Below are 18,624 nucleotides of genomic sequence, written 5' to 3'. Positions count from 1 at the left end.
CCATGGCTTAACCGACTCCTACTGCGGTAGCAAAAAAAGCATTTTCAGATACAATTGTCATCTTGTCTGAAAATGCTTTTTTATGTAAAATTTTGAGCCAATTGGCAAACAATTATGCAACAGTGGCTTGGCGTATATCTAACCATGTTTCATAGGACCCAATTTTAACTTTAATACCGTTAGAAGCAGGATCTACTGCTAGTACTTTGTATCTGCCGTTGACTTTAAAATATTCACCAACAGCTAAAACCTGATTTCCTGATTTAGCACCTGAAGATGTTGTTTCATCTAATGGTACAGCATCAATTAAGTTCAATGTCGTTGATTTACCACCAGATAGGCGGTCGCTCGCCACACTATTTTTTACTGAATTAACCATATTAACTTGGTATACGCCAGTAAACTTCACTGTTGTACCCACCTTAATTGTTGTGTTATTTGTGTGCGGTTTCGGTGTCGTATTCGCAGTGACCGCATTGTTCGTGGATAAATCTTTAAAATGGATATAACCTGACACATCTCGCTTATTAATTGTACGTTGGTGATAATTATGATTGTAATTATAATTATATTCCTCAATAACAACGTTGTCCCCTTTGACATCCGCTACCCAAGCCACATGTCCTGCAGCAAACCACGCCACACTTCCAATTTTTGGTGTTGCATTTACCTGATACCCTTTAGCACGAGCTTGTGCACCCCAACTCACTGCGCTACCAAAACCGATGGGCAATTCAAATTTATTAATTGCATGTAGACGCCAGGCCACAAATGAGACGCATTCACGATTATACATCGTCCAATTATCTACCAATGTATCCGGTGCCGCCTTTTTCAACTGTGCCGGATAATCATCCCCAATTACTGCCGCATTAACTGTATTCACAACTAATCCACTAACTAGGCTAACCGTCAATAAACTTGTTACTAATTTATTCTTCATATCCTAAATCCTTTTGTGTGATAAATCATCATACGTCAAAAGACTAGCATAATCTTATTGTGAAGCACGGCACTATTTTGCTATCGTATATGATTTAATTCACATAGCAGTTTAGCCATATCTCAATGAAAAACACAGTAGTCCCGATTTTAAGATCGATACTACTGTGTTTTCAATTCATATTGTTTTTTATTTTCAATTAGGTGCGTTGTTTGCCAACAATCCAAGATACAATAACAACTAGTATCACCGCACCAATAATAGATGGAATCAAAGCCATACCGGCAAGCGATGGCCCCCAAGATCCCAAAAGGCTTTCTCCAAGCCATGAACCAATAAGACCAGCAATAATATTACTAATCCACCCCATTGCTGCACCCCTACTGGTAATTGCGCCAGCAACAGCACCGATAATAGCGCCAACAATTAATGTCCATAATAGTCCCATAATAATTCTCCTTTCAGTAACCTATTACATGAAAAATATTATTACATTTTCATTATATCATTTTCCTCTTTCTTTTTCTAATTGCAGGTCAACCTTGTTAGCTTATTGATCTCATGCCGCAAAATTTATTTAAGTTGCGTTTGTCTTTCCTTGAGGGTAACCGAGTCACCTCCGATAATGATGATATCGACAATATCGACAAACAGACCATGCTCAACGATACCAACCTGATTTTCAAGGTAATCTGCTAAAGTTTGGGGATTGATAATATCTCCTAAATGTAAATCAATAATATAATGACCACTATCTGTTATGATTGGCTGATGATTTTGATCAACTCGGAGTACTGGATTAAAATCATTAGCCTCAAATTTACGTAGTAATCTGCCACTACCATAAGGGATGACTTCTACCGGTAAGGGGAAAGTGCCTAGCGTATCATGTACTTTACTATCATCTACAATCCAAATGTTCTTGTTAGAATTTTTGGCTACAATTTTTTCCATTAACAGTGCCGCACCTCCTCCCTTGATACCATTCATGTAAGTATCAACTTCATCAGCACCATCAATCGTCACATCAATATGATCTACATCATCAATATCAGTAACTTTAATACCTAACTGTTGGCATATTACTGTGGTTTTTTTTGATGTTGTTACTCCCAGAATGTTGATCTTACTTGCCGCAATTGCTTGTAATAAATACAACACAGTTGTGCCAGTTCCTAAACCAACGACCATGCCATCTTCAATATATCTCAGCGCTGCGTTGGCAGCTCGCTTTTTCTTATTATCTTGTACTGTCATTGCGAAACCTCGTAATCTACCAGAGAAACTAGTCCCTGATCAACTTCTGATCGGTATGGAATAGATGTAATTGCACCAGCTTTACTAACTGCTAAAGCACTTGCCTTAGAGCTACGTCGCAAGACATCACGCAAATTTGACATATCTTCTTGTAAATAGGCTACTAACGTACCAATGAAGGTATCTCCAGCAGCCGTGGTATCAACAACAGCTACTTTAAATATAGGCAACACACCTTTATTTTCTGCGGCATGATAATAGACACCTTTGTCACCTAAAGTGATAATGACATTTTTCAATCCTTTATGACGTAATTCTGGATCAATTGTTTCCTCTATCACCGCAATGTCTGTACTTGGTGTACTACCAACCAAAGCCGCTGCTTCTGATTCATTTGGCACAATAATGTCAGTATAGTTAATCAATTCATCGCTTAAATGACTGGTAACTGGCGCCGGATTTAGAACGGTGATTGCCCCATTATTTTTAGCAATTTTAAATCCAGCAATAATTGCCTCAGTTGGGACTTCAAGTTGTGCCACAACAATATCTGCAGCTGCAATAGCTTGATTTGCCTGTTTAACATCAGATGCATTTAAATCCAGATTAGCAGCCCCATTAACTAGTATCGTATTATGACCATTTGATTCTAATAAAATAGTAGCCATTCCAGTTGGTTTTTCTTTAGTCACAATGTAATCTGTCACTATGCTTTCTTCCTGAAGTAATGTTTTAAATGAGAGACCATAGTCATCATTACCAACAGCACCAATAAATGTAACGTCAGCGCCTTGCCTTGCAGCAGCAACAGCTTGATTAGCACCTTTACCACCAAAGTTGGTTGTTTGTTCGATAACAGACACTGTTTCGCCTTGTGCCGGTAGTCGCTTGATTTTAGTGACTAAATCTGTATTTAAACTTCCGATGACAACAACTTTATTCATGATCCTAATCCTTTCATAAAACGTTTTACTTAACAACTAAAGTCTACTTGTACTTATCTGCCACAACCAATTCCAACGGTGATTTAATATTAGGAGATACTTTTTTACCTTGGAAATAGTCATAGGTTGCTTGAACAGCCAACTTTCCCATTTCTTTTGGTTTTTGTGCAACAGTTGCTGCCATCTGGCCTCTTCTGACGGCATTAATACCATCTTCTGATCCATCAAAACCAACGATAACAATATCCTCTTGTGATTTCAAAGCTTGGACAGCGCCTAATGCCATCTCATCATTTTGAGAGAATAGACCTTTAATATCAGGATGTGCCTGCGCGATGTTTTCTGAAGTGTTGAGACCTTGCGTACGGTCAAAATTTGCAGTCTGTTTGGTTACAATATTTAAATGACCTTCAGCGGTTTCATCAAATCCAGCACCACGTTCCCTTGTTGCAGAGGCGCCCGGCGTCCCTTGTAATTGCGCAATTTTAGCATTTTGACCTAACGCATCGATCATAAATGTAGCTGCCATTTTTCCACCTTCACGTGAATCAGAAGCTACTAAACTCAGTACTTTCCCACCTTCTGATGATCGATCAATCGTAATCACTGGAATACCCGCTTCATTTGCTGATTTAACTTCAGGCGTAATAGCTGAAGAATCAACTGGATTAATAATCAAAACATCAACCTTTTTTTGAATTAAATCTTCAACATCGTTGTTTTGTTTGTTCGTACTATTTTGTCCATCGTACAATTGTACATCTGTGCCCTCTTTTTTAGCCGCTTCATTGACACCATCTTTGATAGAAATGAAGAACGGGTTATTTAACGTCGATAATGACACGCCGATTTTTAAATCACCTGGTTTTTTACGTTCTTGTAGCCTATTGACTTGAAATGGGTTAGTAATTGAAAAAATTGGTCGTCCCGAAACAATAAAGAAGATGCCATATGCTAATACAATAAGCCCTGCAATTATGCCAATAATTTTCTTAGTCATGATAATCAACTCCTCTTTTATGCGCTCTTGCGACGATCGAGTAGAACTGCAATAATAATTACAATTCCTTTCACAATTTGTTGGTAAAAGCTCGAAATACCAATTAAATTCATACCATTATTAAGCGTACCAATAATCAATGCACCAATGAATGTACCAAAGATGCGACCACGCCCACCAGCCAGAGAGGTACCTCCTAGGACAACAGCCGCAATTGCATCCATCTCAAACCCAGTACCGGCATCTGGCTGTGCTGAACTCAAACGTGAAATCAAAACCATGCCAGCAGCTGAACTCATAATACCGGAAATGACATAAATCCATGTCTTAGTCATCTTTACTTTAATACCAGAAACAAATGCTGCTTTCTCATTACCGCCCAATGCATAAGTCTTACGACCAAAAGTCATCTTATGGAGTAGAATATATAAAATTATAAAGGCAACAATCATAATAATAACTGGCACTGGTATACCAAAAAAATATCCGCGACCGATAAATTGAAAAGCAAAACTATCATTCATCACTTTGCCAGTAATCGGATTACCATCTGTAAATACATATGTTGCGCCACGAAAGATAGTCATTGTTGCCAAGGAAGCAATGAACGGTGCTGCGCCACCTTTAGTAATAATTAAGCCATTAATACCGCCTAATACGCCACCGATTAAAATACCAATCAGCATCGCCAACAGTGTTGGTACACCACTGGTAATCATCATAGCCGTTAACGCTGATGTTAGAGCTAACATTGCACCAACGGATAAATCAATACCACCAGTTAAAATCACAAACGTCATGCCAAAGGCAATCAAGCCATTGATTGATACTTGTCGTAATAAATTCAGTAAATTGTTAACGTCCAAAAAGCTTGAATTCATCATTGTTGTAATGATTACCAAAACAACTAAAGCTAGCACTGGTCCTAATCCAGCTAACTGACTAAAAAATTTTTTCTGGTTCACTGATTCAGATGATTTTTGTTCTACTTTTGCACGAGTCATAATTTTTTTCCTCCCGTTGCGAGTGTCATAATATCTGCTTCTGTTAATTTGTCATCGCTATCAACAATAGCCATTAAGGTACCTTCATACATCACGGCAATACGGTCGCTCATAGCTAGAACTTCAGGTAAGTCACTTGAAACCATGATGATAGCAACACCACGATCTGTTAGCTCATTCATCAAATTATAAATTTCTCTTTTAGCGCCAACGTCAACACCTCTCGTCGGTTCATCTAAAATCAGTATTTTACTTCCCGCACCAATCCACTTAGCCAATACCGTTTTTTGCTGATTCCCGCCTGATAAACTACCAACACTAATGTTTTGTCCATCTGTTTTAACAGTTAATCGCTGAATCAATAAATCAACAAAATCTACTTTTGTTTTTTCATCTAATATATGATGCTTAACGAGATCATTTAAACTAGGAAGAATGATGTTTTCAGCCACGGAAAAATCAAGAATCAATCCTTCATCTTTACGATTTTCTGTCACAAATCCTATACCCTGTTTAATAGCTTGTGAGGGCTCTTTAATCTGAACTATTTTACCATCAATAGACACATCCCCAGACGTTTTAGCATCAACACCAAAAATTGCCCGCATAATTTCTGTTCGTCCAGAACCCATTAAACCTGAAAAACCTAATATTTCCCCCTCTTGGACAGAGAAACTAATATCATGAAATGTATTTTTACTATTCAGATTTGAAACAGACAACACTGTTTTGCCAACATGGACTTGACGTGTTGGGAAAAAATCACCAATATCACGACCAACCATCTTTGTCACAATCTGTTCGACACTTGTATCAGAAATAAAAGATTCATCAACAGTATGCCCATCACGCATCACAGTGATACGGTCTGCTATTTGCATAATTTCTTCAATACGGTGGCTAATATAAATGAAACTCACACCTTGCTTTTTTAGGTGTCTGACAATTTCAAATAGAGATCGTATTTCAGAACTGGTCAAAGCAGCAGTTGGCTCATCCATAATAATGACCTTCGCATCCGTCATCATTGCTTTAGATATTTCAATCATCTGCTGTGAACCAATACTCAATTCACCAATTGGTCTATCCAAATCATAATTAATATGTAACGTTTTAAAAATACGATTAGCTTGTTGCCGCATCGTATAGTCATCAACCAAACCAAATTTATTTTTTATTTCTTTATTTAAAAATAAGTTTTCCAACACAGACATTTCACCAAAATTATTCATTTCTTGGTGAATGAAACTAATACCTGCCTCCTCTGCTTCTTTCGGGCCATTGAAATGAACCTGCTGACCATCCACTAAAATATCACCATCATTAGCACTAAGTAGACCAGTCATAATATTCATCAATGTAGACTTTCCAGCACCATTTTCCCCCATCAAAGCATGTACTTCTGCATCTTTTAAATGAAAATCTACGTCACGTAGGACATGATTTTTACCAAATGATTTTGAAATACCGATCATATCAACTTTCATTTTTTCTCCTTTGTGCTGCTACCAGCTTAAAAAATGACACCACTTTCTAATATAATATTGGCAAAAGGCGTTTCCTCTCCTGTTCGAATAAATGCCTTACTTTGCTTCAAATTTTGTTTTAACGCTATGTGTGAAATAAATACAACCGTCACGCTTTCACCAAATCGTTGCGTCAACTGCTCCAACATAGCCGGATTTTGTTGCCTAATTTCTTCAGCAAGATATATTTTTTCAACAGCCAATTCATCTAGCACCGCATCTAAAACAGCTAGTAAGCTAGGCAATCCTTTTTTGATACTTAGATCTATCTTCTCTGTTTCTCGAGGTACAGGTGTCCCAGCATCACCAATCGCTAACCAGTCCATATGTCCCATATCAGCAACGACACGTGAAATATCTGAATTTAATATACCTTTCTTTTTCATGGCTTTTCTTCTCCATTTTATTTTTAGTAAAACGTTTTACTTTAAGCGGAAAAAAATACAGCAAACAGAATAGTTTTTATTCTGTAAGCGCTTCCACAAGTCAAATTTAACGTGCTATATGATATTTGTCAACTCATTAAACTCACAGCATGTCACTTAGACACAATAAAAAGCTTATTTCAAAACTCTCCTCAAGTTAAAATAAGCTTTTTATCATACTTTATATTTTTCTAGTTGACTCACGTGTTACTAATTTTAGTTGAAATTTTTGTATTTGTGGCGGTGATTGTGGAAACTTAAGCCGATTTAAAATGAGACTTAATACAGCTGAACCTATCTCAAAAACTGGTTGTGTTACTGTCGTTAAAGTTGGAATAAAAAACTCAGCATAATCAGCATCATCATAGCCAGCTATTGAAATATCTCCTGGAATTGTCATACCTAAATTCACCAATCCACGCATCAACCCCATTGCCATTTCGTCATTAAATGCAAAAACAGCTGTTACTTGACTGTCAATCACGCTCTGACTCATACGAAAACCACCATGCTTAGATAATTTTTCAGCTGTTAGTATAATAGGATTAACATCATATTTTTGTAAGGTAGCTAAAAAACCATCTTGGCGCTCAAGCATATTTTGTGTCAACATTTCAGGCAATACCATAGCAATCTTTTGATGACCTAGCGTCACAAAGTGATCAGCCACTAAACTACCGCCTTGAAATTCATCTACAATAATTTTATCACGAGCTGCTTCATCGTTATTTTGGTCTAAAACAAGGTATGGAATATTTTGTTTACTTAAAAGTTGAGCTATGGCTTTATCATTTGGAAACTGTCGCCCAAAAATAAGCGCATCAACGCCTCTTTCAACAAGTGAGTGAATAGTATTTTCAAGATGATTATCTGGTGACGATAAAAATACCATTCTAACCGATGATGGCGCATGTGTTTCCATACTCTGAATTAAATCAGCAAAAAAAGGTAATCGAAAAGATGGCACAATCACACCAATCAGTATCGTTGTTTTACTTTTCAACGATCGCGCTGCATGATTTGGCACATAACCAAGTTCATCACGTGCTTGCAGTACTTTGTCGATTGTTGCCTTAGAAAATCGGTGTCCTTTACCATTAATGATTTGCGAAACAGTTGTAATTGACACACCAGACAAAAGTGCAACATCTTTTATAGATGCTTTTTTCACCATTTTCTGTTCCCCTGACTTAATTAAATTTCCTTTGTCCATAAGCGCTTTTTACTATAAATTATATCGCCATCAACAACTTGCGTTAATTGATATGATATCACTTATTACAGTGTTTCACGTGGAACATAATATCATTACAAAAATGCTACTTGCCCATCCACAAATGCTTTTACTCGAGCTAAACTTTCGACACGAATACCTTGTTCATCTAAAATTTGACGCCCTTTTTGAAAGGTTTTTTCAATAACAATACCTGCACCAACAACGTGTGCATCAGCTTGACTAGCAATTTTCAATAACCCATTAACAGCCTGACCGTTAGCTAAAAAATCATCAATAATGAGCACTTTTTCACCACTTTTTAAAAATTGCTGATCAATCATAATTTGATTTGTGGTTTGTTTTGTAAATGAATAAACATCTGCTGCCCAAACGGTGGTTGGTAAAGTCAAAGATTTATTTTTACGTGCAAATACAACTGGTACATGTAATGATAAACCAGCAAAAACTGCTGGCGCGATACCAGATGATTCAACTGTTAAAATTTTATCAATCTTATCATTGGCAAACAACCGTGAAAATTCTTCACCCATAGCAGCCATAAGTTCTGGATCAATTTGATGGTTTAAAAAAGCATCTACCTTCAGTATCTCATCTCCCAAAATACGGCCGTCTTGTTGAATACGTTCCTCTAATAGTTTCATGATCATTCCTTTTTCTAGGGTTTAAGCTTGTTATTTTTCACCAATAAACATGTTGTTTATGGCCTATTTTCTAAAGAATCCATTGATAGCCAATAATAAACTAACAGCTGCCATTAACAAGACCGTTATGACAATGGTAACCCACCAACCACTAATCGCGTCAGCAAATGGTAGCCATTTAACATTTTCACCGTAAAAACCACTAACAATTGTAGGCACTGTCAAAACAATCGAATAGACAGTTAATACCTTCATTGTCCAGTTCAAATCACGGTTACTGAGATTACCATAAGCATCAGAAATAGAATTAATCACCGTGAGAGCTAGGTTAGCCATATGTTCAGCCTGACCAACTTCCACACGTACATCATCAATATGCTCTATTTCAAATGTTAACAGCGTTTTTTGAAAGTCTTTTTTAAAAACATCAAGCATCACATGATTGTTAGCTAATGAATTTTGAATATAAATCATCTGTGTTTGCAGCCGTAATAGTTCATTCATTTGCTTTGTTGTTCGTTTTTGCTGACCAAATTGCGCTTGAATAATGCGCCGTTTACGATTAATCTCTGTCACTTGTTCAACATAACGCGTCATTAAAGAATATAAACCCGTCATAACAAAGTCAACCGCACTAATTTCCGTATCATCATGACGCTTCTGGCGATTTTGAGGGTCCAATAAAACAGCTTGAATATAATCCGTCACATCGTGTGAGAACGTATATAAATTACCGTGAGCAAATAAGATACCAACGGGTCGTGTTTCAACAGCTTCATCATGGTATGAGATAACATCGATGACCATTAGCGATTCATCGGCAGAATTATCATATTCCATACGAACTGCCTCGTTATTATCAACCGCATAACCTATCATTTCACTGGTCAAATGATGAGTAATCACTAACTCTTCCCTATCATCTGAAGTCATGTTTGGCACATGATACCATGTAAATTTTTTAAATACTTTAACTGTTTCGATCATCTCTATACGTCACATTCGCTGGATTTGCTAAAATTGAGGTCGCTATTATTTTAAAACCTTCACGTTTATAAAACTGTTGTGCTCGCTTATTAATACGTACAACTTTAAGTTCCAAAGGTCGTCGTACTTCTTGGCGCGCCCACGTCAATAATTGCTGGCCAATCCCTTGATTTTGCCACCCTTCCTTAATAAAAAGTAAATGTAAAAAGCTGTCTTCTTCTGAAATTGATGCAAAACCGACAATTTCTTCTTCAATGATCGCTACCTGCACATGTTCACCTTGCGTGACTGTCACAAAATCTTCTAGACGTGGGTTTTTTACCCAAGGGAAACTAGCTAAACGTGTGTCTAAGTAGATGCGCGCAAGCGCAGTCGCATCGTCTGGTCGCATTGCACGTAATTTTAAATGATTATTGGCTAAAGTCTTTTTTTGCTTAATCATTAATCTTAATGTGTCTTTCTTAATCTGATTGTCCAGGCATATTTAACTTATCACACCATAGCCATTTTCTATTAACTTAGAAACGGTCATAAATGCCATAAGAATGCCTAAAACCTATGGTTTATATTATAACAGTTTTTGTTACGTTGAGTGAGTTAGGACTTGTTGAATATAATCCTGTTTTAACAATCAACTATTATCAGAAAAAGCGGACAACTCTTTGTTCACTTCAATGCCAAACTCACATTTTACAGCACAGCGATTGGCAATATTATTTCCGATAGGTACAGTAATTGTCATTAGCCCGACCACGAATTTGAATTGTTCTGCAAAAAAAAAGCAAACCAGGTACGGTTTACAGTAAATATTTATATTAATTAACGCTTATTACCACGCTTAGCTTTTCTAATTTTACGCTGAATCTCACGCTCTTTTTCCGCTTTTAATTCACGTTGACGGCGAATTTTAAATGGATTTTGTAAGAAAAATGTCTGAATCGTTTGGAACAAGTTTCCAACAACCCAATACAGCGACAAAGCGCTTGGTACGGCTATTGCGGAAAAGAAGATAACAACAGGGAAAATATACGGCATTGCTTTTGTTATCCCCGTTTGCTCTGGGTTAGACTGCATTGATAACCAAGATGAAGCAAATGTGAAAATTGCAGCTAAGATGGGTAATACAAAGTACGGGTCACGATTCCCGAGTTGTAACCACAAAAATTGACCTGATCTTAAAACTGGCGAATTATAAATACCTTGATACAAAGCAATCAAAATTGGCATTTGTACAATCAAAGGCAACATTGAAGCAAAGGGATTGACCCCTGCGTCCTTATACAGCGCCTGCTGTTCTGCCATCATCAATTGACGACTCTCAGTGTCTTTACCTGGATACTTGGCTTGTAACGCCTTTAAAGCCGGTTGAACGACTTGCATTTTCATCATTGATTGAATTTGATAAACCATCAACGGTAAAATCAAAAAACGAATCAAAACTGTGAAAATAATAATACCAATACCATAACTATTGCCAAACCATGCTGATGTCCCTAAGATAGCTGATGTAAAAGCCGCAACAATCGCACTCCAAAAGCTGTGCGATGCAATATGTCCTTCAAAGGTTACACTAGCAATAACAATAATAACCAGCGCTACAACAGCCAATATAAGTGGTAATGGTCCAATTCTCTTTAAAATATTTTCAAAACGTTTCATCGATTATTTTTCTACTTTCAGTATTTGAGCTAATTGTAGCACATGGATCATCTGTTCTTTAATGAATTTTTGACTCTTGTGAGCCACTGCTGGACGTGCAATTACCAATAAATCTAGCTCATTTGGTAATTGCGGTTTTAATTCCAAAATACTTTGCCGAATACGGCGTTTCACCCAAACACGATCGTGTGCCTTACCTACCTTTTTACTGACAGAAAGTCCTAGTCGAAAATGTTTTTGCTCTGATTTATGCAATTGATAAACAATAAAGTATTTATTGGCAACAGATTGGTGTTTATTAAAAACAACCTGAAAATCTGCTGGTTTTTTAATTCGAAAAGTTTTTCTCATTAGATTTAATCTCACTTGAGGTGCTCACATGGCCGTTAACCATACTGCTCACAATTTTTAATAAATAAAAAAGCCACTGCATAGCAGCGACCTTGTTAGGCAGATAGAACCTTGCGGCCCTTTGCACGACGGCGAGCCAAAACTTTACGACCGTTGCTCGTGCTCATACGCTTACGGAATCCGTGTACGCGTTCACGATGACGCTTCTTTGGTTGGTATGTACGCTTCATGTGTGTTCACCTCCATTCGCGATTTTTACCTGCAAAAACTTTGCAATTCGACATTAATCATAACATGGATCAACTTCATTAGCAACCTTATGCTACCAATTAAATATAATCGAAATTTAGCTTCTCAATACTATCATGTTTACGTCTGACCACTTCATACATTCACTATGATATAACTACGTCAATATCTGACTATGATAAGGCTACATTATGATGAACAGTTTGTACATCTTCATCAGATTCAAGGACATCAACTAATTTTTCAAATACGGCTAAATCATCCCCACTTAAAGTCATCTCAGATTGTGGTAGCATGCTAATTTCTGTCGTCGTAAATTCAGTTACCCCACTTTGGCGCAAAGTTTCGATAGCTTTATGCAAATCACTGGGTTCAGTATAAACAACAATCTGATCATCTTGTTGTTCAGCATCACGTACGTCTACTTCTGCATCTAACAGGTTCTCCAACACAGTATCAGCATCATTACCCTCAAAAACAATGACACCAGTTTCATCAAACAGGTAGCTGACCGATCCTGCTGCGCCGAAATTACCACCATTCTTGTTGAATGCTGTCCGTACATTTGTTGCAGTACGGTTAACGTTAGATGTTAGTGTGTCCACAATAATCAGCGAACCATTAGGTCCGAAACCTTCATAACGACCTTGAATAAATGTCTCGTCACCTGAACCACTTGCTTTTTCAAGTGCACGTTCAATCACATGTTTTGGTACTTGTGCTTGCTTAGCACGTTCAATCACAAACTTTAATGTCGAATTGGCTTCTGGATCAGCACTGTTCCCTTGTTTGGCAGCAGCATAAATTTCAATACCATACTTACTATTAGTTTTTGCAGCGGCGCCATCTGTCTGCGCCTTTTTCATCTTAATGTTTTCCCATTTGCGTCCCATGTTCTACCTCATGACATTTATATCTTTTACTATTATAACGGTTTCTAATCACTTTGCAGCAATCATTCTCTATTTTATGATGCGATATTGTCCTGGTTTTAAATCAGCAATGTGATAATCACCAATATGAGTACGAATCAACCGTAAAGTTGGTATCCCTACTGCCGCTGTCATACGTCGCACCTGACGATTACGACCCTCTTTAATTTTAAGTTGAATAAAGCTCGTTGGCTGATTCTGACGTACACGAATTGGTTTATCGCGCTCCCACAACCATTTTGGATACGGTATGCGTTTAACCTTGGCTGGTAAAGTTAGTCCATCTTTTAAGTCAACACCCTGCTCTAACTGTTTTAACTGTTGTTTTGTTGGTATCCCTTCAACTTGAACAACATAAGTTTTATAAGCTTTGTTGTCCGGATCAGTTAGTTGATGGTTGAGCTTACCATTATCTGTTAACAATAATAACCCTTCACTATCCATGTCTAAGCGGCCAGCAGCATAAACTCGTGGTATATCAATGTAGCTAGCTAGTGTTGCGCGCCCCTCATTGTCGGTGAATTTAGTTAGAACGTTATATGGTTTGTTAAATAGTACAATCATAGCATTAATTATAACATAGCTTAAAAGGCGAACAGATGTCTACTCGTTTTTTTAGGTCTTAACCTTTTCTTTACTATTCACAAGGTTATAAAAAACAAGTCACAACCTTGTGTACGAGTAGCTTTTTAACTTTGATTAACCACAAGGGTGTTCACAAGTTATCCACATATCCACAGCTTGTGATTGTCAAATTGTGGATAATGTTCATAACGAATCTCAAATAGTGTCCTTACCCACTTTTAAATGTGGACAACGTTGTTCGTTTGTGGATAACTCGCACATTTGTTCGTTTTTGTATCCACAAAGTGTTTACTATTTTGTCCACAGCTGTTGATATTCTCTAAAGTTGTCTCTCAGCTGTGGAAAACTTATTTCCTTACTGTTATAATAAATCTTGCTACTTCTTTAAATAGATAAGTGAGTCGATCGGTCGTCATGTTAATTCGAATTGATTTACCGTCAATTTCGCACAGCGACCGATATATTAGGAGATATTTTTGTGACAAAACCCATAACAAAAGAAGAATTGTGGAATCAAATCAAAGCCAAATTCTATCAAGAAATTGGCCCGGTTTCGTTCGACACGTACATAGAACCACTTTCGCCGGTTACCTTAACAGAGTCTAGCATTATCCTAGAGGTACCAGCTGATGAGAGTACGGATATTATTGATAATTGGAATAAATCCTACGCGATGAGTTTTGTACAATATGCCATGGAAATTGCAGAAGGGTTTATTAAGCCGGAATTACGGGTAGCACAAACACTCACGAAACCCGCACAAGTTCTCAATGACAATTTATCATTTACACGTGAATCTGACTTAAATGAGAACTTTACGTTTGACAAATTCGTTGTTGGCACAGGTAATGAAAATGCCTATGCCATTGCACGTGCAGTTGCTGAAGATCCTGGTCGTGTCTACAATCCATATTTAATTTATGGTGGTGTCGGCCTAGGGAAAACACATCTGATGCAAGCAATTGGCAATGCGTATTCGAAAACCACACCCAGTGCACGTATCAAATACGCCACAGCCGAAGATTTTCTAAACGATTTTACCGAATCTCTGCGAGCAGGAGAGGGCGCAACTGCAGCGTTTAAAAAAGAATATCGCACTGTTGACTTGCTACTTATTGATGATATTCAGTTTTGGTCGGGCAAAGAAAAAGTTCAAGAAGAATTTTTCAATACATTTAATGTCCTAACCAAAACTGGTAAACAAATTATCATGACTTCAGATAAGTTACCAACCGAGATTGTTGATTTACAATCTCGTCTAACTTCTCGCTTTGAAGCAGGGATATCAATGGACATTCAAAAGCCTGATTTGCCAACGCGTGTTGCTATTTTGAAAAATTTGGCCGAAACAGACAATTTAACAATTCCAAATGATGTATTAGAGCTGATTGCTGATAAAATCGATTCTAATATTCGTACGTTGGAAGGTACTTTCCACCGATTTGAAGCGATGTTAAGGTTTAGAAATAAACCCGCCACAAAAGAAACGGCACAACAAATATTAGGTGATCTAAATATTAACCAAGGTTTTAAAATCACAGTTGAACGCATTCAACAAGTTGTGGCTGACTATTACATGCAGACAATCGCCGATCTCAAAAGCACCAGCCGGAAAAAAGATCTCGTGACAGCTCGTCACGTTGCCATGTATTTGACACGAACTTTGACAAATGAAAGCTTACCAGATATTGGCAGAGCTTTTGGTGGCAGAGATCATTCCTCGGTGTTACATGCAACCAACAAAATTACCGAAAAAGCTGAATCTGATGCCCGAACAAAAGAAATGCTCGATGCATTGACTGACGAGATCAAAAACGGTAAATAACTGATTGTGGATAAAGAAGAACAACTATAACATTTTTCCCACAGCATTGTGCACAACTAAAAGTTATAGCCTTATTATACACAATCCGCTTTTCCCCAACTTTCACAGCCCTTATTATTACTACTAGATTTTTAATTAACTTATTTAAAACAATTAATCCGCTGGATTGCTCACATAAAAAGGAGAATACCTGATGCAATTTTCAATTAATCGTCAAGCTTTTATCAAAGCATTAAATGATGTCTCACGTGCTATTTCATCTCGAACAACAATTCCTATTTTGACAAATATCAAAATTCTCTTAAACGATGAAGAATTAGTATTAACCGGATCAAATGCAGATATTTCTATTGAAACGCGAATTGACCAGTCAGATACAGCGGCACAGCTCGTTATTAAAAAAACTGGTGGCATTACACTACCCGCAACGTTTTTTTCTAATATTGTCAAAAATTTGCCAGCAGATGATCTGACATTAGCCGTTGAAGGCGTTCGTGCAAGTATCACTTCAGGCGCATCAGATTTTACAATTAATGGTCAAGATGTCCGTAACTATCCACAATTACCAGAAATGGATGATGTGCAGAGTTTAAGTGTTTCAGCAGCGCAATTAATTGATATTATTTCACAAACAAAAATTTCAGCATCCACACAAGAAAGTCGACCTATCTTAACGGGGATTCATTTGGCATTAGATGGTACAGATGTTAAGGCAGTAACCACAGATTCACACCGTTTATCACAACGGATTGTGACATTAACTGGCACAGATGCGCATATTCAGGCTGATGTGATTATTCCAGCTAAGTCATTTAATGAATTACAGAGCCTACTTGAAGGACAAGACCGTGTGGACATCAAACTAGCTACAAATCAAGCGATGTTTGATTTAGGACATACATCATTTTATTCACGCTTATTAGAGGGGAACTACCCAGAAACTGATCGATTAATTCCGACTGAAAGTACAACACAATTAACAATTGAGGCTAGTACATTACTTGGTGCCATTGGCCGAGCAAGTTTGTTAAGTCATGAAAGTCGAAATAACGTCGTACAGCTAACTTTAACTAGCGGTGTTGTGACTTTAAAAGGGACATCACAAGAGGTTGGTGAAGTTCAGGAAGAGCTGGTAGCTCAGTCAGTTGACGGTGCTGATTTAGAAATTTCATTTAACCCAGACTATGTTCGAGATGCATTACGTATATTTAGTGGTAAGTCTGTTGATGTGAAATTTACCAGTAACTTACGTCCATTTACAATTACACCAGCTGGTGAAACAGATAATAAGCAATTACAGTTAATTACACCAGTACGCACATTTTAAGCAATAGTCGCTAGAATAGACTGATTTACGTTCTCAATAAATTTAATCGAAAATAAACAAAAATCCTTAAAACGTTCTAAAATCGCTTAAAAACGATTTTAGGACGTTTTTTAAAGAACTTAAGATGAAAAAATGGTATAATACTTAAGTAACTAATATGACGAAAAATGTAAAAATCACAACTGAATACATCACACTCACTCAATTGCTCAAAGAAGAAAATATTATTTCTTCTGGTGGACAAGCTAAATACTATCTCATGGATTTTCCGGTGATGCTTAATGGCGAGGAAGAAAACCGTCGTGGTAAAAAATTGTACGACCATGATCAGATTATCATTGACGGTGAAACGTACGTTATCGAATTAGCGGAAAATGTTGATGAGCTAATCGCAGCGACACAACAAGAAAAAGATGAGCGTGCTGCCGCTGCCAAAAAGACCATTCGTAATGATCGCATCAAAGCACAAAAGGCCGCTGTCGCTAAAGAACGTAAAGAAGCACGTTTTGCAGAATTACGTCGTAAAAATGGCACACGCGCTGGTGGATTTGGGAGATCAAAGCAAGGTACTAGAGGACCAAAGGGGCCGGGTTCTTGGAACTCAAATCGTTAAAGCTCACAAATTATCGTAATTATGCTGATTTAGCGTTGGATTTTAGTGAGGGCATTAATGTGTTTTTGGGTGAGAATGCGCAAGGAAAGACGAATTTGTTGGAGAGCATTTACGTTTTAGCTTTAGCGCGTTCGCATCGTACGAGTAGTGATAAAGATTTAATTCGTTGGCAAGAAAAAGAAGCGACCATTAGTGGTCGTGTAAAGAAAAATATTAGTGAAACACCATTATCTTTGCATTTTTCTAACAAAGGCAAGCGCGCACGTGTTAACCATTTGGAACAATCCAAGTTATCTCAATATATTGGTCAATTGAATGTTATTTTATTTGCACCAGAAGACCTCGAGTTGGTTAAAGGGGCACCTAGTGTTCGCCGACGATTTATTGATATGGAATTTGGACAAATGAATCCATTGTATTTATACAACACAACACAGTATCGCCGTATATTAAAGGATCGCAATGCTTACTTAAAACGATTGCAACTCAAGCAAACGACAGATACCATGTTTTTGGACGTCTTAACATCACAATTAGTTGATGTGGGCGCCCAAGTACTATTAGCGAGGCAGGGCTTTTTAGAAAAATTACAAAAGGCAGCACAGCCAATTCATGCAACGATTTCTAATCAGCAAGAGACGCTAACACTCAAGTATCAAAGTGCTGTTGAAGTTAATCAAGGCATAGACTTAGAAACAATAAAATCAGCCTTTGAATCAGCTTTAATGCGGCAGCGACCACGCGAAATTATGCAAGGGTCAACACTTGTTGGGCCACATCGTGATGATATTCAATTCATTGTTAATGAGAATGATGTGGCAGTCTTTGGCTCGCAGGGCCAACAAAGAACAACAGCTTTAGCCATTAAATTAGCTGAAATAGATTTGATGCAGCAAGAAACGGGAGAATATCCGGTTTTGCTACTAGATGATGTTTTAAGTGAATTAGATGCTAATCGTCAGACACACTTACTGTTGGCGATTCAAGATAAAGTTCAAACATTTATAACGGCGCCATCATTAAGTGATGTTGCACGGCAGTTGATTCATGAACCTAAAGTGTTTCACGTCCAGCAAGGTCGTATTGATGTCGAAGAAGAGGCGCAATTATGAGTAAGTT

Annotated in this window: 21 protein-coding genes; 4 read left to right on the top strand and 17 right to left on the bottom strand. The window is 37.5% G+C overall.

What is annotated here, in order from left to right; genetic code table 11:
* Positions 1-112: 112 nt before the first annotated feature.
* From FGL89_RS05040 to FGL89_RS04960, 17 genes are all read right to left on the bottom strand, one after another.
* On the bottom strand, positions 113-943 hold the full coding sequence (locus FGL89_RS05040) for a CHAP domain-containing protein (protein ID WP_014975061.1): 831 nt from the start codon (positions 941-943) through the stop codon (positions 113-115).
* Positions 944-1,142: 199 nt separating this feature from the next.
* A complete protein-coding gene (locus tag FGL89_RS05035) occupies positions 1,143-1,391 on the bottom strand; it encodes a GlsB/YeaQ/YmgE family stress response membrane protein (protein ID WP_014975062.1) in 249 nt (82 codons plus the stop codon).
* Positions 1,392-1,516: 125 nt separating this feature from the next.
* Positions 1,517-2,200 carry a ribose-5-phosphate isomerase RpiA gene (gene rpiA / locus FGL89_RS05030; RefSeq protein WP_014975063.1) on the bottom strand — a complete coding sequence of 228 codons (684 nt, stop codon included), beginning with the start codon at positions 2,198-2,200 and terminating at the stop codon, positions 1,517-1,519.
* Positions 2,197-3,144, bottom strand: a complete 948-nt coding sequence (gene rbsK, locus FGL89_RS05025; RefSeq protein WP_014975064.1) for a ribokinase — start codon at positions 3,142-3,144, stop codon at positions 2,197-2,199. The genes rpiA and rbsK overlap by 4 nt, the downstream gene beginning before the upstream one ends.
* Positions 3,145-3,187: 43 nt before the next feature.
* The gene (locus FGL89_RS05020; protein ID WP_014975065.1) at positions 3,188-4,144 is read right to left on the bottom strand and encodes a D-ribose ABC transporter substrate-binding protein; all 957 of its coding nucleotides are present in this window, start codon (positions 4,142-4,144) and stop codon (positions 3,188-3,190) included.
* Between the two features lie 17 nt (positions 4,145-4,161).
* Complete coding sequence (locus FGL89_RS05015) at positions 4,162-5,148, bottom strand: ABC transporter permease (protein WP_014975066.1); 987 nt, start codon at positions 5,146-5,148, stop codon at positions 4,162-4,164.
* On the bottom strand, positions 5,145-6,635 hold the full coding sequence (locus tag FGL89_RS05010) for a sugar ABC transporter ATP-binding protein (RefSeq protein WP_014975067.1): 1,491 nt from the start codon (positions 6,633-6,635) through the stop codon (positions 5,145-5,147). Before FGL89_RS05010 ends, FGL89_RS05015 begins: the two co-directional genes overlap by 4 nt.
* 26 nt (positions 6,636-6,661) lie before the next feature.
* Complete coding sequence (gene rbsD, locus FGL89_RS05005; protein WP_014975068.1) at positions 6,662-7,060, bottom strand: D-ribose pyranase; 399 nt, start codon at positions 7,058-7,060, stop codon at positions 6,662-6,664.
* Between the two features lie 220 nt (positions 7,061-7,280).
* On the bottom strand, positions 7,281-8,270 hold the full coding sequence (gene rbsR, locus FGL89_RS05000) for a ribose utilization transcriptional repressor RbsR (RefSeq protein WP_041773248.1): 990 nt from the start codon (positions 8,268-8,270) through the stop codon (positions 7,281-7,283).
* 137 nt (positions 8,271-8,407) lie between these two features.
* Complete coding sequence (locus FGL89_RS04995) at positions 8,408-8,977, bottom strand: xanthine phosphoribosyltransferase (RefSeq protein ID WP_014975070.1); 570 nt, start codon at positions 8,975-8,977, stop codon at positions 8,408-8,410.
* Positions 8,978-9,040: 63 nt separating this feature from the next.
* Positions 9,041-9,964, bottom strand: coding sequence for a magnesium transporter CorA family protein (locus FGL89_RS04990; RefSeq protein WP_014975071.1), 924 nt, complete (start codon positions 9,962-9,964; stop codon positions 9,041-9,043).
* Positions 9,948-10,406 carry a GNAT family N-acetyltransferase gene (locus tag FGL89_RS04985; RefSeq protein WP_014975072.1) on the bottom strand — a complete coding sequence of 153 codons (459 nt, stop codon included), beginning with the start codon at positions 10,404-10,406 and terminating at the stop codon, positions 9,948-9,950. The genes FGL89_RS04990 and FGL89_RS04985 overlap by 17 nt, the downstream gene beginning before the upstream one ends.
* 377 nt (positions 10,407-10,783) lie before the next feature.
* The gene (locus FGL89_RS04980; protein WP_014975073.1) at positions 10,784-11,623 is read right to left on the bottom strand and encodes a membrane protein insertase YidC; all 840 of its coding nucleotides are present in this window, start codon (positions 11,621-11,623) and stop codon (positions 10,784-10,786) included.
* Positions 11,624-11,626: 3 nt separating this feature from the next.
* On the bottom strand, positions 11,627-11,974 hold the full coding sequence (rnpA, locus tag FGL89_RS04975; protein WP_014975074.1) for a ribonuclease P protein component: 348 nt from the start codon (positions 11,972-11,974) through the stop codon (positions 11,627-11,629).
* Positions 11,975-12,069: 95 nt separating this feature from the next.
* Positions 12,070-12,204 carry a 50S ribosomal protein L34 gene (gene rpmH / locus FGL89_RS04970; RefSeq protein ID WP_002816117.1) on the bottom strand — a complete coding sequence of 45 codons (135 nt, stop codon included), beginning with the start codon at positions 12,202-12,204 and terminating at the stop codon, positions 12,070-12,072.
* A gap of 192 nt (positions 12,205-12,396) precedes the next feature.
* Positions 12,397-13,116 carry a YebC/PmpR family DNA-binding transcriptional regulator gene (locus tag FGL89_RS04965; RefSeq protein WP_014975075.1) on the bottom strand — a complete coding sequence of 240 codons (720 nt, stop codon included), beginning with the start codon at positions 13,114-13,116 and terminating at the stop codon, positions 12,397-12,399.
* A 69-nt stretch (positions 13,117-13,185) separates the two neighbouring features.
* Positions 13,186-13,719 (bottom strand): rRNA large subunit pseudouridine synthase E, encoded by a 534-nt coding sequence (locus FGL89_RS04960; protein ID WP_014975076.1) that lies wholly within the window; start codon positions 13,717-13,719, stop codon positions 13,186-13,188.
* Between the two features lie 499 nt (positions 13,720-14,218).
* Between FGL89_RS04960 and dnaA the strand changes: the two genes are divergently transcribed.
* From dnaA to recF, 4 genes are all read left to right on the top strand, one after another.
* Positions 14,219-15,565, top strand: a complete 1,347-nt coding sequence (gene dnaA / locus FGL89_RS04955) for a chromosomal replication initiator protein DnaA (RefSeq protein ID WP_014973539.1) — start codon at positions 14,219-14,221, stop codon at positions 15,563-15,565.
* 193 nt (positions 15,566-15,758) lie between these two features.
* Positions 15,759-16,892 carry a DNA polymerase III subunit beta gene (gene dnaN, locus FGL89_RS04950; RefSeq protein ID WP_014973540.1) on the top strand — a complete coding sequence of 378 codons (1,134 nt, stop codon included), beginning with the start codon at positions 15,759-15,761 and terminating at the stop codon, positions 16,890-16,892.
* Positions 16,893-17,049: 157 nt separating this feature from the next.
* The gene (gene yaaA, locus FGL89_RS04945) at positions 17,050-17,505 is read left to right on the top strand and encodes a S4 domain-containing protein YaaA (protein ID WP_014973541.1); all 456 of its coding nucleotides are present in this window, start codon (positions 17,050-17,052) and stop codon (positions 17,503-17,505) included.
* Positions 17,487-18,617, top strand: coding sequence for a DNA replication/repair protein RecF (gene recF, locus FGL89_RS04940; protein ID WP_014973542.1), 1,131 nt, complete (start codon positions 17,487-17,489; stop codon positions 18,615-18,617). The genes yaaA and recF overlap by 19 nt, the downstream gene beginning before the upstream one ends.
* The last annotated feature ends 7 nt before the right edge of the window (positions 18,618-18,624 follow it).

It is taken from the genome of Leuconostoc carnosum (assembly GCF_007954525.1).
GTDB classification, from domain to species: Bacteria; Bacillota; Bacilli; order Lactobacillales; family Lactobacillaceae; genus Leuconostoc; species Leuconostoc carnosum.
Note: the sequence above shows the minus strand (reverse complement) of the source record. Positions and strands in the feature narration are given on the sequence as shown.

What these genes read in the sequence shown, in the direction of transcription:
- FGL89_RS05020 (WP_014975065.1), bottom strand. Translation starts at nt 4,144, where the DNA reads ATGACTAAGAAAATTATTGGCATAATTGCAGGGCTTATTGTATTAGCA.
- rpiA (WP_014975063.1), bottom strand. Translation starts at nt 2,200, where the DNA reads ATGACAGTACAAGATAATAAGAAAAAGCGAGCTGCCAACGCAGCGCTG.
- FGL89_RS04990 (WP_014975071.1), bottom strand. Translation starts at nt 9,964, where the DNA reads ATGATCGAAACAGTTAAAGTATTTAAAAAATTTACATGGTATCATGTG.
- dnaN (WP_014973540.1), top strand. Translation starts at nt 15,759, where the DNA reads ATGCAATTTTCAATTAATCGTCAAGCTTTTATCAAAGCATTAAATGAT.
- FGL89_RS04960 (WP_014975076.1), bottom strand. Translation starts at nt 13,719, where the DNA reads ATGATTGTACTATTTAACAAACCATATAACGTTCTAACTAAATTCACC.
- rbsD (WP_014975068.1), bottom strand. Translation starts at nt 7,060, where the DNA reads ATGAAAAAGAAAGGTATATTAAATTCAGATATTTCACGTGTCGTTGCT.
- rnpA (WP_014975074.1), bottom strand. Translation starts at nt 11,974, where the DNA reads ATGAGAAAAACTTTTCGAATTAAAAAACCAGCAGATTTTCAGGTTGTT.
- FGL89_RS04985 (WP_014975072.1), bottom strand. Translation starts at nt 10,406, where the DNA reads ATGATTAAGCAAAAAAAGACTTTAGCCAATAATCATTTAAAATTACGT.
- FGL89_RS05010 (WP_014975067.1), bottom strand. Translation starts at nt 6,635, where the DNA reads ATGAAAGTTGATATGATCGGTATTTCAAAATCATTTGGTAAAAATCAT.
- FGL89_RS05015 (WP_014975066.1), bottom strand. Translation starts at nt 5,148, where the DNA reads ATGACTCGTGCAAAAGTAGAACAAAAATCATCTGAATCAGTGAACCAG.
- rbsK (WP_014975064.1), bottom strand. Translation starts at nt 3,144, where the DNA reads ATGAATAAAGTTGTTGTCATCGGAAGTTTAAATACAGATTTAGTCACT.
- FGL89_RS05040 (WP_014975061.1), bottom strand. Translation starts at nt 943, where the DNA reads ATGAAGAATAAATTAGTAACAAGTTTATTGACGGTTAGCCTAGTTAGT.
- FGL89_RS05035 (WP_014975062.1), bottom strand. Translation starts at nt 1,391, where the DNA reads ATGGGACTATTATGGACATTAATTGTTGGCGCTATTATCGGTGCTGTT.
- FGL89_RS04980 (WP_014975073.1), bottom strand. Translation starts at nt 11,623, where the DNA reads ATGAAACGTTTTGAAAATATTTTAAAGAGAATTGGACCATTACCACTT.
- yaaA (WP_014973541.1), top strand. Translation starts at nt 17,050, where the DNA reads ATGACGAAAAATGTAAAAATCACAACTGAATACATCACACTCACTCAA.
- FGL89_RS04995 (WP_014975070.1), bottom strand. Translation starts at nt 8,977, where the DNA reads ATGAAACTATTAGAGGAACGTATTCAACAAGACGGCCGTATTTTGGGA.
- FGL89_RS04965 (WP_014975075.1), bottom strand. Translation starts at nt 13,116, where the DNA reads ATGGGACGCAAATGGGAAAACATTAAGATGAAAAAGGCGCAGACAGAT.
- rpmH (WP_002816117.1), bottom strand. Translation starts at nt 12,204, where the DNA reads ATGAAGCGTACATACCAACCAAAGAAGCGTCATCGTGAACGCGTACAC.